The sequence below is a fragment of the Pseudomonas sp. WS 5532 genome, from assembly GCF_012985445.1.
Classification (GTDB): domain Bacteria; phylum Pseudomonadota; class Gammaproteobacteria; order Pseudomonadales; family Pseudomonadaceae; genus Aquipseudomonas; species Aquipseudomonas edaphica.
The window spans coordinates 170169-185220 of the sequence record NZ_JAAQWK010000014.1 but is presented as its reverse complement, the minus strand read 5'-3'; the positions used below and the strand labels follow the sequence as shown (position 1 = coordinate 185220).

16 protein-coding genes are annotated in these 15052 nt (G+C 61.3%); all 16 read right to left on the bottom strand.

The features are described from left to right. Nucleotides 1-227 precede the first annotated feature (227 nt). Nucleotides 228-956 (bottom strand): class I SAM-dependent methyltransferase, encoded by a 729-nt coding sequence (locus tag HBO23_RS22860; protein ID WP_017138352.1) that lies wholly within the window; start codon nucleotides 954-956, stop codon nucleotides 228-230. Nucleotides 957-981: 25 nt separating this feature from the next. Next, nucleotides 982-1899, bottom strand: a complete 918-nt coding sequence (locus tag HBO23_RS22855; protein WP_170039857.1) for a PfkB family carbohydrate kinase — start codon at nucleotides 1897-1899, stop codon at nucleotides 982-984. Next, nucleotides 1892-3358, bottom strand: coding sequence for a cytosine permease (locus HBO23_RS22850; RefSeq protein ID WP_017138354.1), 1467 nt, complete (start codon nucleotides 3356-3358; stop codon nucleotides 1892-1894). Before HBO23_RS22850 ends, HBO23_RS22855 begins: the two co-directional genes overlap by 8 nt. Nucleotides 3359-3551: 193 nt before the next feature. After that, nucleotides 3552-4553, bottom strand: coding sequence for an ADP-ribosylglycohydrolase family protein (locus HBO23_RS22845; RefSeq protein ID WP_170039855.1), 1002 nt, complete (start codon nucleotides 4551-4553; stop codon nucleotides 3552-3554). After that, entirely contained in the window at nucleotides 4550-5263 is a 714-nt protein-coding gene (locus tag HBO23_RS22840) for a GntR family transcriptional regulator (RefSeq protein ID WP_170039853.1), read from the bottom strand. The genes HBO23_RS22845 and HBO23_RS22840 overlap by 4 nt, the downstream gene beginning before the upstream one ends. A 71-nt stretch (nucleotides 5264-5334) precedes the next feature. Beyond that, nucleotides 5335-5895, bottom strand: a complete 561-nt coding sequence (locus tag HBO23_RS22835; protein ID WP_017138357.1) for a DUF1285 domain-containing protein — start codon at nucleotides 5893-5895, stop codon at nucleotides 5335-5337. A 19-nt stretch (nucleotides 5896-5914) separates the two neighbouring features. Further along, the gene (locus HBO23_RS22830; protein WP_017138358.1) at nucleotides 5915-6520 is read right to left on the bottom strand and encodes a DUF4823 domain-containing protein; all 606 of its coding nucleotides are present in this window, start codon (nucleotides 6518-6520) and stop codon (nucleotides 5915-5917) included. Nucleotides 6521-6728: 208 nt separating this feature from the next. Further along, entirely contained in the window at nucleotides 6729-7697 is a 969-nt protein-coding gene (locus HBO23_RS22825) for a radical SAM protein (protein ID WP_017138359.1), read from the bottom strand. A 140-nt stretch (nucleotides 7698-7837) separates the two neighbouring features. After that, entirely contained in the window at nucleotides 7838-8506 is a 669-nt protein-coding gene (locus tag HBO23_RS22820; RefSeq protein ID WP_017138360.1) for a TetR/AcrR family transcriptional regulator, read from the bottom strand. Between the two features lie 446 nt (nucleotides 8507-8952). Then, nucleotides 8953-9738 carry a TatD family hydrolase gene (locus HBO23_RS22815; RefSeq protein ID WP_017138361.1) on the bottom strand — a complete coding sequence of 262 codons (786 nt, stop codon included), beginning with the start codon at nucleotides 9736-9738 and terminating at the stop codon, nucleotides 8953-8955. Nucleotides 9739-9801: 63 nt separating this feature from the next. Next, nucleotides 9802-10791, bottom strand: coding sequence for a DNA polymerase III subunit delta' (locus HBO23_RS22810; protein WP_099548162.1), 990 nt, complete (start codon nucleotides 10789-10791; stop codon nucleotides 9802-9804). Beyond that, nucleotides 10784-11416, bottom strand: coding sequence for a dTMP kinase (gene tmk, locus HBO23_RS22805; RefSeq protein WP_017138363.1), 633 nt, complete (start codon nucleotides 11414-11416; stop codon nucleotides 10784-10786). Before tmk ends, HBO23_RS22810 begins: the two co-directional genes overlap by 8 nt. Nucleotides 11417-11435: 19 nt before the next feature. After that, the gene (gene mltG, locus HBO23_RS22800; protein WP_099548163.1) at nucleotides 11436-12572 is read right to left on the bottom strand and encodes an endolytic transglycosylase MltG; all 1137 of its coding nucleotides are present in this window, start codon (nucleotides 12570-12572) and stop codon (nucleotides 11436-11438) included. A 1-nt stretch (nucleotide 12573) separates the two neighbouring features. Continuing rightward, nucleotides 12574-13389 carry an aminodeoxychorismate lyase gene (pabC, locus tag HBO23_RS22795; RefSeq protein WP_170039851.1) on the bottom strand — a complete coding sequence of 272 codons (816 nt, stop codon included), beginning with the start codon at nucleotides 13387-13389 and terminating at the stop codon, nucleotides 12574-12576. Continuing rightward, nucleotides 13389-14633, bottom strand: a complete 1245-nt coding sequence (fabF, locus tag HBO23_RS22790) for a beta-ketoacyl-ACP synthase II (protein WP_017138365.1) — start codon at nucleotides 14631-14633, stop codon at nucleotides 13389-13391. The genes pabC and fabF overlap by 1 nt, the downstream gene beginning before the upstream one ends. Nucleotides 14634-14761: 128 nt before the next feature. Beyond that, a complete protein-coding gene (gene acpP / locus HBO23_RS22785; protein WP_016973676.1) occupies nucleotides 14762-14998 on the bottom strand; it encodes an acyl carrier protein in 237 nt (78 codons plus the stop codon). Nucleotides 14999-15052: the final 54 nt, after the last annotated feature.

The following is a 15052-nucleotide window of genomic DNA, read 5'->3' as shown; positions in this document are numbered from 1 at the left end:
TCGGCCAGAGTGGAAAGGTGGATGGCAGCTTTGCTCCCACTCGTGCTTCTAGCACCGCGGACTCACAGCTTGCCATCCACCCCTCTCACCTCAGAGTTTATTCCCAGATCAAGACACAAGCGGGCTTACCCGCGATGGCGTCGTATCAGTCACTCTTTTTGTGGCTGATCTACCGTCATCGCGGGCAAGTCCGCTCCCACACTTTGATGTGCAGTGCGCAGCGCACATCAGCACTGAGCCGACACTAGCAGCATCATTGGACGCTCTTGTTCTTCGGCCAGTTCGGGCCTCGCCATCAGGTCCGCTTTGCTCGGCCCCCATTCTTCAATGTGGTTGAGCGTAAACCCCGCCTGTATCAGCAGATTGAGCAACGTGCCCAAGGTGCGGTGCTGCTTGATCACGCCATCGGCCAGCCAATGGGTCACCCGTGGCCCTTCCAATTGATAGCCGTCCACCGGCCAACTTTTGCGCCCCTGGTCATCAACCAGCCACCCCGGATTACGCGGCGCCATGAAGATCGGGTGCTCGATGGAAAACACCAGGCGCCCGCCCGGTACCAGGGCCTGGTGGATGCGCGCAAATAGCCCCTGGAGGTCGACGATGTAATGGAACGCCAGGGAGCTGTAGGCCAGGTCGAATGCGCCCGCCGGCAGGTCGAGCTGTTCCAGGTCGGCGATTGCATAGGTGATGGTCGCCGCCGAAGTCATTTCAGTGGCCCGCGCCAGCATCTTCTGCGACACGTCCAACCCCAGCACCTGCGCAGCGCCCTGTTCCTCGGCCCAGCGGCTGAACCAGCCATAGCCACAGCCCAGGTCCACCACCTGCAAGCCACGCATCGGCGGTAGCAAAGCCTGCAAGGCAGGCCACTCCGGCGCACCGGCCAGGCCTTCGACCGAGCGGCCCATCTTGCTGTAGCCCTCGAAGAAGGCCGGGGTGTCGTAGATATTCTGGGTCATGGGCTTATTCCGTGCGGGTAAGCGCCTATTTTGCCAACAACGCATCCACTTCGTCAGTACCGGGTGAAGTCGCCGGCCCCCAACGCGTTACCGCCAAAGCGGCTGCCGCATTCGCGCGACGCGCTGCTTGCGAGGGTTGCAAGCCCTTGGCCAGCCCCGCCAGAAACACACCGGCATGGGCATCGCCCGCGCCGTTGCTGTCCACGGCCTGCACCTTGAAACCCGGCACATGCTCGGCCTTGCCGTGGCAACTCACCCAGCAGCCATTCGGCCCGTCGCGCACCACCAGCAGCGCTTCGGCGGGCAAGTGACGGTTGAGTTCGCGCAGCGCTTCGGCCAGCGTACTGGCGCCGCTAAACGCCAGGGCTTCCGGGCCATTGCTGGTCCAGATATCGATGCGCGGCAGCAAGGCAACCATCAAGGCCGAGTCCGGCGCCTTGACCAACGGCCCCGGGTCGAACACCACGGTGATCTCCCGCGGCAGCGCCAGCAGCCAATCGAGCAATGCCTGGGCCTTGCCTTCGAGCAACAGACTGTAGCCGCTGACGTACACATAGTCGTCCGCGCGCGGCACCACGCCCGCCAGGTCCTCTGCGCTCAAATCCCCTTCAGCGCCGATATGCGAAATAAAGGTGCGTTCGGTACTGGCCTCGGTCAGCGACACACACAAACCGGTGTCCTTGCCCTCGCTGGCCGGCTGGGCCATTTCCACGCCCTCGGCCTGCATCGCGGCGCGCGCCAGGTCACCGAAGCGCCCGTGGCCATGGCGGCCGAGGTAAACCACCGGCAAACCATTGCGCCGGGCGGCAGCCATCACGTTGAAGCCGCCGCCGGCTTCGAAACTGGCCGATTGCGCCAGCACATCGCCGCCGGTTGCAGGCAGTGTGTCGAGGGCCATGACCAGGTCGACGATGACCTGGCCGGTGTGCAGCAATCTAGACATTAGCGCGCTCTACCAAAGCCGGGCGACGGTCAGCTGCGCCGCCCAGTACTGCATAAATCCCACCGGCCACCAGGAAGGTGACGATCCAGCCCAGGCCGTTGTGGCCCAGCCAAGAGTCGGACAAAGGCCCGGCGAACCAGATATTTTCGGCGGTGGTGCCGATGGTGGTGAAGCTGAAACCCAGCACAATCGCCACAGCCCAGGCGCCGAATGCACGCCATTCCACGCCGCCGCGATACCAGTAGGCGCTGCTTGGGCTTACGTCCAGCAGGTCTTTGGGGCTGTAGTAGTGACGGTGAATCAGGTCGACCACAAAGATCCCGACCCAGGCGGTGATGGGCACGGCCAGCAGCGAGATGAAGGTGATGAACGGGCCGTAGAAACTGTCGGCTATCAGCATGAAGTAAATAGAGCCGGCGAAGATCGCCACGATATCGACGATCACCGCGTGCACGCGCTTGACCTTAAGACCCAAGGTCAAGGTGGTGAGACCAGCCGAATACACCGAGAGGTTATTGGAGAGCAACAGCCCGCCGAACGCGGTGATCAAGTACGGCACGGCCATCCAGGTCGGCAGCATGTCGCGGATCGCGATGATCGGGTCGGTGGCCGACGCCAGGTCGTTGTTGCCCACCGACAGCAGGCCGCCGAGGGTGATCAACAGCACCAGCGGAATGCCCGCACCAAATGCGGCAGACGCCACCAGACGCACGGCCTTGACGCTGCGGTGCTGGTAGCGCGACATGTCGGCACCGGCGTTGGCCCAGCCGATACCGGTACCGGCGGCCATAGTGCCGACGCCAATGATCATGGCGCTCAGCGGCGCCGGGGTGGCGTTGAACACCGCGCTCCAGTCGATGGTGGCGCAGAGGAAGCCGCCCACCAGGATATTCAACGCGCCGAACACGTAGGTGGCCCACTTCTGGATCACCAGCAAGGTGGCGTGGCCGAGGCCGGATACCGACAGGGTCAGCAGCACGAAAATCGCGATGAAGATCAGCGTGAGCACCGGCGCGCTTTTGGCTTCGACCGGCGAGCCGAACAGGATCGAACACAACGACAGCAGCACAAAGGCGGCCGTGGTGGTGTTGACGGTTTCCCAACCCAGGCGCGACATCAGCGAGACCAGCGTGGGACCGATATTGCCGCGCACACCGAAGATGGCGCGCGACAGCGTCAGGCTCGGCGCGCGGCCGCGACGGCCGGCAATCGAGATGATGCCTACCACTGCGAAAGAGCCGGCGGCGCCGAGAATCGCCACAATGATCGCCTGCCAGATCGCCAGGCCACGAAACGCCACCAGGGTCGCGCCGAGCGGCAAGCCGAGGATGCTGATGTTAGCCGCGAACCACACCCAGAACAGTTGCAGCGGATGGCCATTGCACTCGCCTTCGGGGACCGGTTCGATTCCGCGTGTTTCCAATTGCCCGGCACTTTGGCCGGAAGAAGTGCTGCTCATGAGGGGTGCTCCTGGTGCCTGTATTGTTGTGGTTGTGGCAGATAGTCAAAGCTTTAAGCGGTCGTCCTGACTCAAACACGATTTAAGGTGGGGGCTGGCTTGCCTGCGATAGCGGTCTTTCAGTGAGTGCATCAGTGGCTGGCACACCGTTATCGCAGGCAAGCCAGCCCCCACATTTTTTGATCGGTGGTGATCAGCGCAATTGCAGCAGCCCCTGCACCAGTGGCTGCAAATCCAAACCATTGACCTGCTTGACCTGCTCAATCATCGCCTCAGGCCAGCACTGCATCCCAAGACACGCGCCCAACATCGCGCCCAACATGGCGGCAATGGTGTCGGTATCGCCGCCAAGGCTGGCCGCCAGGCACAGCGCCTCGACGGCATTCATGTCGCCCACCGCCACTTGCTGGGCGAGGGCAAACGACACCACCACCGATTCCTGAGAAGCGACCGAGGTGCCGATCAGTTCGTAAAGCAGGTCGGCAAACAGGGCTTTGTCGCCACTGCCGACGCTCAAGGTGCGTGCCCAACTGATGCGCGTGGAAATCCGCCCACCGGCGATCCAGTGGCCATGGCCTTCGGCCTGCTGCGCGAGCTGGGTGCCAATGTTCAGGGCTTCACCCAAATCCACACCGTTGACACCTGCCGAAACCACTGCCGCCACCGCCGCCGCGCTGGAAATGCCCAGGTTGGTGTTATGGGTGACCTGGCAGGCCTGGATCACCGCCTGGATAAACTGCGCCGGGTCGCTGACGTCGGCGGCAATGCCGACCGGCGTGATGCGCATCGCGGCGCCATTGGTGGTGCCGTAGCGCCCGGATTCTTCCGGGGTGTGGCCGGCGAGGATCATGTCGATGGCGCGTTTGGTCGACGGTCCGAGCAAGTCCTGGGAACCTTTGGCACGCATCGCCGCCTCCCACTCGATCAGGCGTTGGGCGAGTACCGTGGGCTCGATCTTGCCCTGCCCTTGCACCAGCAATTCACCGACCAGAATCGCCTGCTCGGTGTCATCGGTGATGGAGCCGGCAAGCATATTCGGCGCGATGGGTTGGTCGGCACCAGCATCTTGCAGAGCGGTGATCGCCCCGAAGCGCTGCTGCACCTGCTCGCGGCTCAACGACTGGGTGGGCATGCCCAATGCATCGCCCAGGGCCAGGCCGTAGAAGGCACCGAGGGCGCGATTTTGCGCGGTCATTTCGAAGCTCCAAACTGCAGGTGCAGGCGAAAGTGCATAGGGTCGAGCAAGCTTTCGACATACTCCATGAGACGCTCGCGGCGGTCGTAGGTAGTGCGCGAGGCTTTGAGAAACACCGTACCGGCTGGGCGGCCGAGCAACTCGGCGTCTTCATCGCTCAAGGGCTCGGCACCGATCCACTGGTCCCCTTCGGCGCCCACGTAGCCGTAAGCGGCCAGGGTGATGGTGAGGGAGTTGTCGATCAGGCCGACACGGGGCAGGCTTTCCAGGCCACCGGTAGCAGGCATCAACGAACGCTCCAGAGAAACGGCGGTGCCATCGGTGGTGCGCCGACGGCGGTCGAGGGCGATAAATTGGTCGCTGCCAAAACGGCTGAGCAGGTCCGGTCGAGTCACGGCTTCCAGCCGCAGGATGTCGGTGGTGACCAGTGCGCCGGTATCGGCCAGCGCCTGTGCCCAGCCACTGCGTTGGTCGAGCACCATGCCATCAAAGGTGACGATGGAGCCTACGCCGCTTTGCGTGGCGATGTAGTTGCGCCGTTTGAGCTCAGCCAGGGCTTCGCGCAAGGTGCCACGGCTGACCGCAAACTCCTCGGCCAGTTGATGCTCGCCCGGCAGCAGGAAACCGTCGGCCATCACTCCACCTTCGATACGGCGGATGAGTTCGTCGACGACGCGTTTTTTCTTATCAAATCGGACATGTCTAATCATGTACAAATTGATAACCGAAAGCGCCCGATCTCAGCAAGCAAAATTATTTCAGGATGATGAAAAAATCGGCCTCAGGGCTCCAGGCCAATGCGGAAAAACTCCCCGCCGCTCCATACGCCAAGCCAGTTCTGACCGTTGATCGGACGGCTGACCGCCAACTCGACCAATTGGTAAAACACGTTGCGATGCACCAGAGCTTCAAGGTTGGTGCGCACTCGCAGGTAGGGCGCGGGTTCTTGGGTGATCGGGTCGATTACCACGCGCAAGGGGTGTTCAAGGCCCGCTTCAATGTCCTCGTCGACATTGGTGGTGAAGCGCAGCACCTGGCTTTCGCCCTGCCCTTCGACTTCCAGCGTTACCGCGACAAAGGGCGCATCATCGACGCTGATACCGACCTTTTCCACGGGAGTGACCAGGAAATACTCATCGCCATCGCGGCGAATGATGTTGGAGAACAACTTGACCATCGGCTTACGCCCGATCGGCGTGCCTTGGTAAAACCAAGTGCCGTCACGGGCGATGCGCATGTCGATGTTGCCGCAGAAATCCGGGTTCCACAGGTGTACCGGCGCCGGCCCCTTGCCCTTGGGCAGTTGGGCCAATAGATCATTGGCCTTGGCGGAATCGGTCATAGGGTTCTCCTCTGGATTTTTATTGATCACCCATCCCCAACAGGCCACGGGCGTATTGGGCCAGCGGGCGGGCAATCAAGTCTTCTGGCTTGTTGTCGTGGAACGTCAGTAAACCGCCACGACTGCGAATGCGTGCAGTATCAATCAAATACTGGGTGCTGGTCTCGATCAACATGATCTGGATCACACCGCTGTCCAGGCCGACACGGTCCAACGCTTGCTGGTCGGTCCACTCATCGGCATTGCCAATACGGTCATCGGCTGCCGCAAAGCGGCAATAGAGCAGGTAGTGAGCGCCTGCCGCACGGGCTTCGGCCATGGCTTGTTCGAGGCCTTCCGGCTTGCGGGCGCGGCGCACCATCGGGAAATATTCGACGAAGCCGTTGAAGGCTTCTTCGGCCACCACGTTAGGTCGCGGATAGGCACTGCCCGGCGGTACAAAGGCGCCTTGGGCAATAAACACAAAGGAGTCCGGCTGTATGCGCACCGAGGCGGTACGGCGGGTATCACTGTGGTCCAGCAGCCCGGCGTCGCTCATCTGATAGCGGGTGCCTTCGGCCATATCGCTGACGGTCATGCAGCCACTCAGCGCCACTGACGCCAGCAACAAAACCAGACTACGCATCCTAATCCTCCAGAAGCCGGTGACGGAAAACCGGCGAATGGGCACTTAATGCAGAATCCGCGCCATTCAAGAACGATGCATAACCAAATGTGGGAGCTGGCTTGCCTGCGATAGCATCACCTCGGTGTACTTGATGTACCCGGGTGTCTGCATCGCAGGCAAGCCAGCTCCCACAAATGCCAGCTTCCACATGGGACTGGTTGCGATTTTAGCCGCCGATGATCTTCATGACCGTCGCGCCGCCAGAGAAGGCCACTTCCTGCTTGTCACCCAGGGCCTTCATCAATAAACCTTGCAAGGCCGGCAGCGCCTGATGGCGCGGCTGGTCCAGCAGGTCGCCCACGTAATGGCGGTTACTCGACGACAAACAGCCATGCAGCCAACCGGTAGACGACAAGCGCAGGCGCGAGCAGGTGCGGCAGAACGGCACGCTTTCATTTGCGATCACGCCAAAGAAGCCCTTGCCCGGCACTTCATAGCGCACCGCCGTGGCATCGATCGGCGCGTTGGCTTGCAGGTATTCGTGATGTTCGCCGATCAGGCTGAGCAGTTGCTGCAAGCTGACGAACTGCTGCAGGAACGCATTGGAATCCTTGGCCAGGTGGCCCATGCGCATCAGTTCGATAAAGCGCAGCTCGTAGCCACGTTCCAGGCAGTAATCGAGCAGCGGCATCACCTGGTCGAGGTTCTGCCCGCGCAACGGCACCATATTGACTTTGATCTTGATGCCGGCGGCGCGGGCCTGGTCCATGCCATCGAGCACGGTGGCCAGGTCGCCGCCACGGGCGATACTGCGGAAAGCGTCCGCATCCAGGGTATCAAGGGACACGTTGATGCGCCGAATACCCGCATCCACCAGCAGCGGCAACTTGCGCGCCAGCAGTTGGCCGTTAGTGGTCAGGCTGATATCACTGAGGCCCATGCCGCCCACGGCGCCCATGAAGGCTTCCAGCTTGGGGCTGACCAGCGGTTCACCGCCGGTGATGCGCAAACGCTCGATGCCGGCAGCTTCGATCAGATAGGCAACGCCACGCGCCATGGCCTCGGCCGAGAGTTCGTCCTGGGCAGCCACCAGCCGCTTGCCGTTTGGCACGCAGTAGGTACACGCGTAATTGCAGGCTGAGGTCAGGCTGATCCGCAAATTGCGAAATCGCCTGCCTTGACGATCAACGATCATGGAACACTCCGGCAGAGGATGGTTCAGGCGCGCTAAAAGCTGACTGAAAAATCAGCTTTTAGCAAGCGTCCTTGCCTGAGTATATTCCTGGGGTACTGCAAGCGGCAGTAAATCATTGCGCCATCACTGTCGGGAATAGCTTAAACAGCGGGAGCGTCGCCGCTCTTGGGCTCAGCGCTCGGCAGCTCAGTGCTGTGCTTGCGCTTGTTGCCCATGCGTACGCCAATGTCCATCAGGAACTGGAAGAAACCTTCCTGATCTTCCAGCACATTGCTCCAGAACGGCGAGTGGTACAGCGCAACGGCGCCATGTACCAATGCCCAGGCGGCGCAGTAGTGGAAATACGGCGGTACGTCTTCCAGCTTGCCTTCGCTGATGCGGCCCTTGATCAGCAGGGTGAGGCGCTCGAAGTTCGAGGCGCGGATCTTGTGCAGCTCCTCGACCATTTCCGGCACCTGATGCCCCTTGACCACCTTTTCTTCCAGGCGGTCAAACAGGCGGTAGCGCTGCGGGTCACGCATGCGGAACTCGAAATAGGCGCGTGACAGCGCCTCCTTGTCCTTGTCCACATCAGCCGAATGCAACAGCTCGTTCAAATCGCGCTCGTAGTCGAGCATCAGCCGCAGGTAGATCTCGGCCTTGGATTTGAAGTGTTTGTAGATCGTGCCTTTGCCGATACCCACGGCATCCGCAATCATCTCGACGGTGACGCTGTCTTCACCTTGTTCGAGGAACAACTTGAGCGCGGTGTCGAGAATTTCCTGCTCACGGCGGCGAAACTCACGGACCTTACGGGGTTCTTTGTGCATGAGGAAGAGGTCTGCAGAGGTCGGAATTAGGGAGGGTTACGCAGGGCCACGGATACGTGGCGATACGATTTACCCGATGCGAGGGATTATCCCGACTGAACGGTCGTTGGGCAACGCCTATGTGAACCCACCGCGCACTTTAGTTTCAGCGCGCCAACGAATGGCCGGGTATCAGTCAGAAATAATACGCAACAACTACAGCCGTGCATCCGCTCAATGAGAACTCAAGCGAAGCGCGCGTATTCCAAATCTGTTTAAAAAACGACCAATCGCGACTGGACTGAATCGGATACTGATCAATACTTGAACTGTCGGCGTGACATCTCCCCCAAGTGACGCGTCGACCTGGGTACCGACGGACTGTGTGCCCTTGTTTTACTCCTAATGGTCTTAGCCCGGATTCACCCCCCAGAACCCGGGTTTTTTTTGCCTGCGATTTGGTCGCCTCAACCGGCCACGTGCGCCAGCGGAAACAGACGCTTGAAGTTCTCGGTGGTCTGCTCGGCAAAGCGCTCAACGGATTCGCCGCGCAGCATCGCCAGGTAATCGGCTACATCGCGCACGTATTCCGGCAGGTTTGGCTTGCCGCGATGGGGAATCGGCGCAAGATAAGGCGAATCCGTTTCCACCAGCAGGCGGTCGGCCGGCACCTGACGCGCCACGTCACGCAAGGCGTCGGCGTTGCGGAAGGTGACGATGCCCGACAGGGAGATATAGAAACCCAGGTCCAGCGCGGCCTTGGCCATGTCCCAGTCTTCGGTAAAGCAATGCAGCACGCCAGCCTGGGGCAAGGCAGCTTCGCGCAACAGCGTGAGGGTGTCAGCGCGAGCGCCTCGGGTGTGGACGATCACGGGTTTGCCAGTCTGCCGGGCCGCTTGCAGGTGCAGGCGGAAGGAGGCTTGCTGCAGCTCGGCGGCTTCAGGCTCGTAGTGGTAATCCAGGCCGGTTTCGCCAATCGCCACCACGCGTGGGTGGTTGAGCTCGCTCAAGAGCCAATCCAGGGCCGGCGCTTCACCCGGCTTGAGGTCCAGCGGGTGGATACCGACCGAACAATCGACATCGGCATATCGATCAGCCAAGGCTTTGACGTCGGCGGCATTCTCCGCGCTCACGCCGATGCACAGGAAGTGCCCTACCCCACGCTGGCGTGCCGCTTCCAGGGCGGCGTCGAGGGAGCCGCCGTGTTGGGCGAGGTCGAGGCGATCAAGGTGGCAGTGGGAATCTACGAGCATAGGAAAGTACGACTTAATTCATGGAAAGTGTCTGGCCAACGATACACCCGTCGGCCACGGAAATTAACGCCGGCCGAGCAAACCCACCCACTGCACCAGCAGTGCTTCGAGCAACAGCACGCGGTTGAGGTTGGCCTTGCCGAGGACTTTCTGGCGCTGGGCCAAAATCCAGTCCTGGATGTTCAGCACCTTGTCCTGCGCACTTTTTTGCGCCAGGTACTGCACCACTTTGCGCATGTCCGGCAGGCCGAGGCCATTTTCGTCCTGGGTTAACTGGTAGCGCAGGATCAGGCTCGACCAGTCACAGAACCAGTCGAACAGCAACAGCAACGGGATATCCTTCCAGGCGCCTTCGGCCAGTTGCGTGGCGGACTGTTCCTGCTTGAGCAGCTTCTTGACGCCATCCACCACCAGTGCGCGTTGCTCACGCACGCCTTGGGCCTGCAGCTTAACCGCCGCCAAGGGTGAACCGGCAGCCAGGGTCAGCAACTCGACCCGTTCGTCGGCAGAACATTCCGGCAGCGCCTGCGCCAGCCATTGCAGGCTCATGGCCTCGCTCGGCAGCGGGCAGGCCTGCTGCACGCAACGGCTGCGGATGGTTGGCAACAAGCGGCTGGACTGGTGGCTCACCAGCAACAGCACGGTGTCGCCCGACGGTTCTTCCAGGCTCTTGAGCAAAGCGTTGGCGGCGTTGATGTTCATCGCCTCCACCGGTTCGATCAGTACTACTTTGCGCCCGCCCATTTGTGCGGTCTGCACCACAAAGCTGACAAGGTCACGCACCTGGTCGACCTTGATCGCCTTATCGGCCTCTTCAGGTTCGAGCAGGTAGTTGTCGGGGTGGCTGCCGGCCTTGAGCAACAGACAGGATTTGCACTCGCCGCAGGCTTCCAGGTTGATCGGTTGCTTGCACAGCAGGCTGGCCATCAGGCGCTCGGCCAGGGCGCGCTTGCCGATGCCGATGGGGCCGTGCAGCAAATAGGCATGGGCATGCTGGGCGCGCCCGGCCAATTGCTGCCAGAGGCTGTCCTGCCACGGGTAGGCTTCAGCCACGGGCGCGCTCCAGAAGTTCGGGCAGCAGAGCATCGATGGCCTGCTGTACCTGCGCCAGTGGCTGGGCTGCGTCCAGTAAGGAGTAACGCGCAGGCTCAGCCTTGGCGCGCTGCAGGAACGCGCTACGGACCGCATTGAAGAATGTCGAACCTTCCAGCTCGAACCGATCCAAGCGTCCACGGGCACTGGCGCGAGCCATGCCGACTTCGATCGGCAGGTCGAACAGCAGGGTCAGGTCGGGGCGCAAGTCGCCTTGGACGAAAGCCTCCAGACTGGCGATGCGCTCAAGGGACAAGCCGCGCCCGCCGCCCTGGTAAGCATAAGTGGAGTCGGTAAAACGGTCGCAAATCACCACAGCACCCCGTGCCAGGGCCGGGCGAATCACTTCGGCCAAATGCTGGGCGCGGGCGGCAAACACCAACAGCAGCTCAGTGTCCGGGTTCATCTGTTCTTCACCCGTTGCCAGCAACACTTCACGAATGCGCTCGGCCAGCGGCGTACCGCCGGGCTCACGGGTCAACAGCACCTCGATGCCTTCAGCGCGCAAACGCTCGGCCAGGTAATCGCGGTTGGTGCTTTTGCCGGCGCCTTCCGGGCCTTCCAGGGTAATAAACAAGCCAGTCACAGGCAGTCCTTAGTCAGAGTCATTGCGGGCTTTGCGGCGCAGCGGCGTCCGGCGCTGGCTCGGCGGTTTTTTCAACCGGGGCGGCATCGGCCGGTGGTGTCGCGTCTTCCGGCGGTTTTACCGCCGGTGCCGGGCTGGAGCGATAATCGGCGCGGCGCTTGAGCTGGAACTCACGCACGGCGGCATTATGCGCATCCAGGTCATCGGAGAAAATATGGCTGCCATCGCCCCGGGCGACGAAGTACAGGCTGCTGCCGGCCACCGGGTTCAAGGCGGCATGGATCGCCTCGCGGCCGACCATGGCGATCGGCGTCGGCGGCAGGCCGGCAATCATGTAGGTGTTATAGGGGTTGGCTTCCTTGAGGTGCGCGCGGGTCAGCTTGCCGGTGTAGCGCTCGCCCAGGCCGTAGATCACCGTAGGGTCGGTCTGCAGCAGCATGCCGATTTTCAGGCGGCGCACGAACACCCCGGCGATCTGGCCGCGCTCTTGCGGCACACCGGTTTCCTTTTCTACCAGGGAGGCCATGATCAGCGCCTGGTAAGGGTCGGTATACGGTGCATCGGCGGCGCGTTGGCTCCATTCCTGGGCCAGTACATCATCCAGGCGGTTGTAGGCTTTTTTCAGGAATTCGACATCGGTCATGCCGCGCACGAAGCGGTAGGTGTCAGGAAAGAATCGCCCTTCGGGAAACACGCCAGGGTGGCCGAGCTTGTCCATCACTTCGTTGTCGCTCAGCCCCGACAGGGTCTGCACGATCTTTTCGTGTTTGGCCAGCGCTGAACGCACCTGGCGGAAGTTCCAGCCTTCCACCAATGTCAGGCTGTATTGCACCACTTCACCACGCTGCCACAAGCCGATCAGGCCTTCGGCAGTCAGGCCTGGGGTCATGCGGTATTCGCCGCTGTGCAGCGGCTGGCCTTCGAGGTTGAAGCGCCAGTACAGGCGCAACCAGAAGGCGCCATCCAGCACACCTTCGGTTTCAAGGCGATTGAAGGTGCCCGTCGGGGTTGCCCCGGCGGGTACATCCAGCAATTGTTCCTGGGTCAGATTCAGGGGCTGCTTCAGCGCAGAGTCGAGCTTCCAGGCCGAGAAGCCCAGCAGCAAGCCTGCCGAGACCAGGCTGATCTGCAGCAGTAAAACCAGTTTTCGTATCAACTCAAATTTCCAATAGCGCGCGAACAATGCCCTGCAGTTTACGGGTGAGCGGCCCAACCGACCAGCTCATCCCGGCGCAACCACGTACAGGCCAAATGCCATAAACGCTGTTGCACACGAACACTTCGTCGGCCTGTTGCAACTGGTCCATGCTGATGTCGGCCACGGCCACCGGGATGCCCAGGGTTTGCGCCTGGGCCAGAATCTCCGCGCGCATGACACCGGCAACCCCGCAACGATTCAGATCAGCGGTTAGTAACAAGCCATTGCGCACCATAAACAGATTGCTGAACACCCCTTCGATGACGCGGCCGGACATATCCAGCATCAAGCCCTCGGCATGTTCGGCGTCCTGCCATTCGGCGCGGGCGATCACCTGTTCAAGACGATTAAGGTGCTTGAGACCGGCCAGCAACGGCTGCTCGGCCAAGCAAGTGGCGCACGCAAACAGGCGGATGCCATCGGTTGCATGGGCCAGGGGATAAGCAGCGGGCGGATTGCCCTGCAAGATACGGCGCACGGGGACGCCAGGGTTGATGCCATAGCCGCGCAGGCTGTCGCCACGGGTGAGGATCAATTTGAGTACGCCATTACCCATGGCAGCGGCGTAAGCCAGCACTTCGCTGCGGATCAGCGTGTGGTCCGCAACCAGGGCCAGGCGCCTGCAACCCGCCTCCAGGCGTTGCAGGTGGCGGTCGAGCAGCACCGGCTGCCCGGCCTTGACGGCGATGGTCTCGAACAGGCCATCGCCGTACGCCAGGCCACGATCTTTCAGGGGCACGCTGTCCGCTGGCTGACCGTCGACCCAACTGTGCATCACTCGGCGAACCGGCGGAACACCAGGGAACCGTTGGTGCCACCGAAACCGAACGAGTTGGAGATCACCACATCGATCGGCATCGGCTGCGCTTCGTGAGGCACGAAGTTGAGGTCGCAGCCTTCGTCCGGCTCATCGAGGTTGATGGTCGGCGGAGCGACCTGATCCTTGATGGCCATGACGCTGAAGATCGCCTCGACCGCGCCCGCCGCACCCAACAGGTGGCCGGTCATGGACTTGGTGGAGCTGACCGCCAGCTTGTAGGCGTGCTCACCGAACACCGACTTGATGGCTTCGGCTTCCGCCAGGTCGCCAGTCGGGGTCGAAGTGCCGTGGGCATTGATGTACTGCACCTGGTTGGCGTTGACCTTCGCATCGCGCAAAGCGTTGGTGATGCAACGTGCAGCACCGGCACCGTCGGACGGCGGCGAGGTCATGTGGTAGGCGTCACCGCTCATGCCGAAGCCAATCAACTCGGCGTAGATGGTGGCACCGCGCGCCTTGGCGTGCTCCAGCTCTTCGAGTACCAGCGCACCGGCACCGTCGGACAGTACGAAGCCATCACGGCCCTTGTCCCACGGACGGCTGGCGCGAGTCGGCTCGTCATTGCGCGTCGACAGCGCACGGGACGCGCCGAAGCCACCCATGCCGAGGCCGCAGGCAGCCATTTCGGCGCCACCGGCGATCATCACGTCGGCTTCGTCATAGGCAATGTTACGCGCCGCCATGCCGATGCAGTGCGTGCCGGTGGTGCACGCCGTGGCAATGGCGTAGTTAGGTCCCTGGGCACCCAAGTGGATGGACAGGAAACCGGAAATCATATTAATGATCGAGCCCGGCACGAAGAACGGTGAAATTCGACGGGGGCCGGAATCGTGCAGCGTGCGGCTGGTTTCTTCGATATTGGTCAAACCGCCAATACCCGAACCCATGGCCACGCCGATGCGCTCACGGTTGGCGTCGGTGACTTCCAGGCCGGCATTACGCACCGCCTGAAAACCGGCTGCCAGGCCGTATTGAATGAACAGGTCGAGCTTGCGGGATTCTTTGATCGAGAGATATTCCTCGACATTGAAGCCCTTTACCGAGCCGCCAAAACGGGTGGAATAGGCTGAAAGGTCCGTGTGTTCGATCAGACCGATACCACTGTGGCCAGCCAGAATGCCCTGCCAACTGCTCGGCACATCCGTACCCAGTGGCGACAACATACCCATACCGGTGACTACGACGCGTCTACGCGACACAGCACTCTCCTTTTTCTAATGACGACACTTTGCTTCGCAGCTTACTTTTCATCACCGCTTAAAGAAAAAACCGCACGCCGTTACAGCAGTGCGGTTTTTCCCTGACAGCAAGCGACGACTACAAACTATTACGCCTGGTGGGCAGTAACGTAGTCGATAGCAGCTTGAACAGTAGTGATTTTTTCAGCTTCTTCGTCCGGGATTTCGGTCTCGAATTCCTCTTCCAGAGCCATCACCAGCTCAACGGTGTCAAGGGAATCGGCACCCAGGTCTTCAACGAAGGAAGCGGAGTTGGTCACTTCTTCTTCTTTAACGCCCAGTTGCTCGGCAACGATTTTCTTGACGCGCTCTTCGATGGTGCTCATACCTTGTTTAACTCCTAATGGACAAATTCAGGCAGCTGGCCAGTGGGTAAGTGT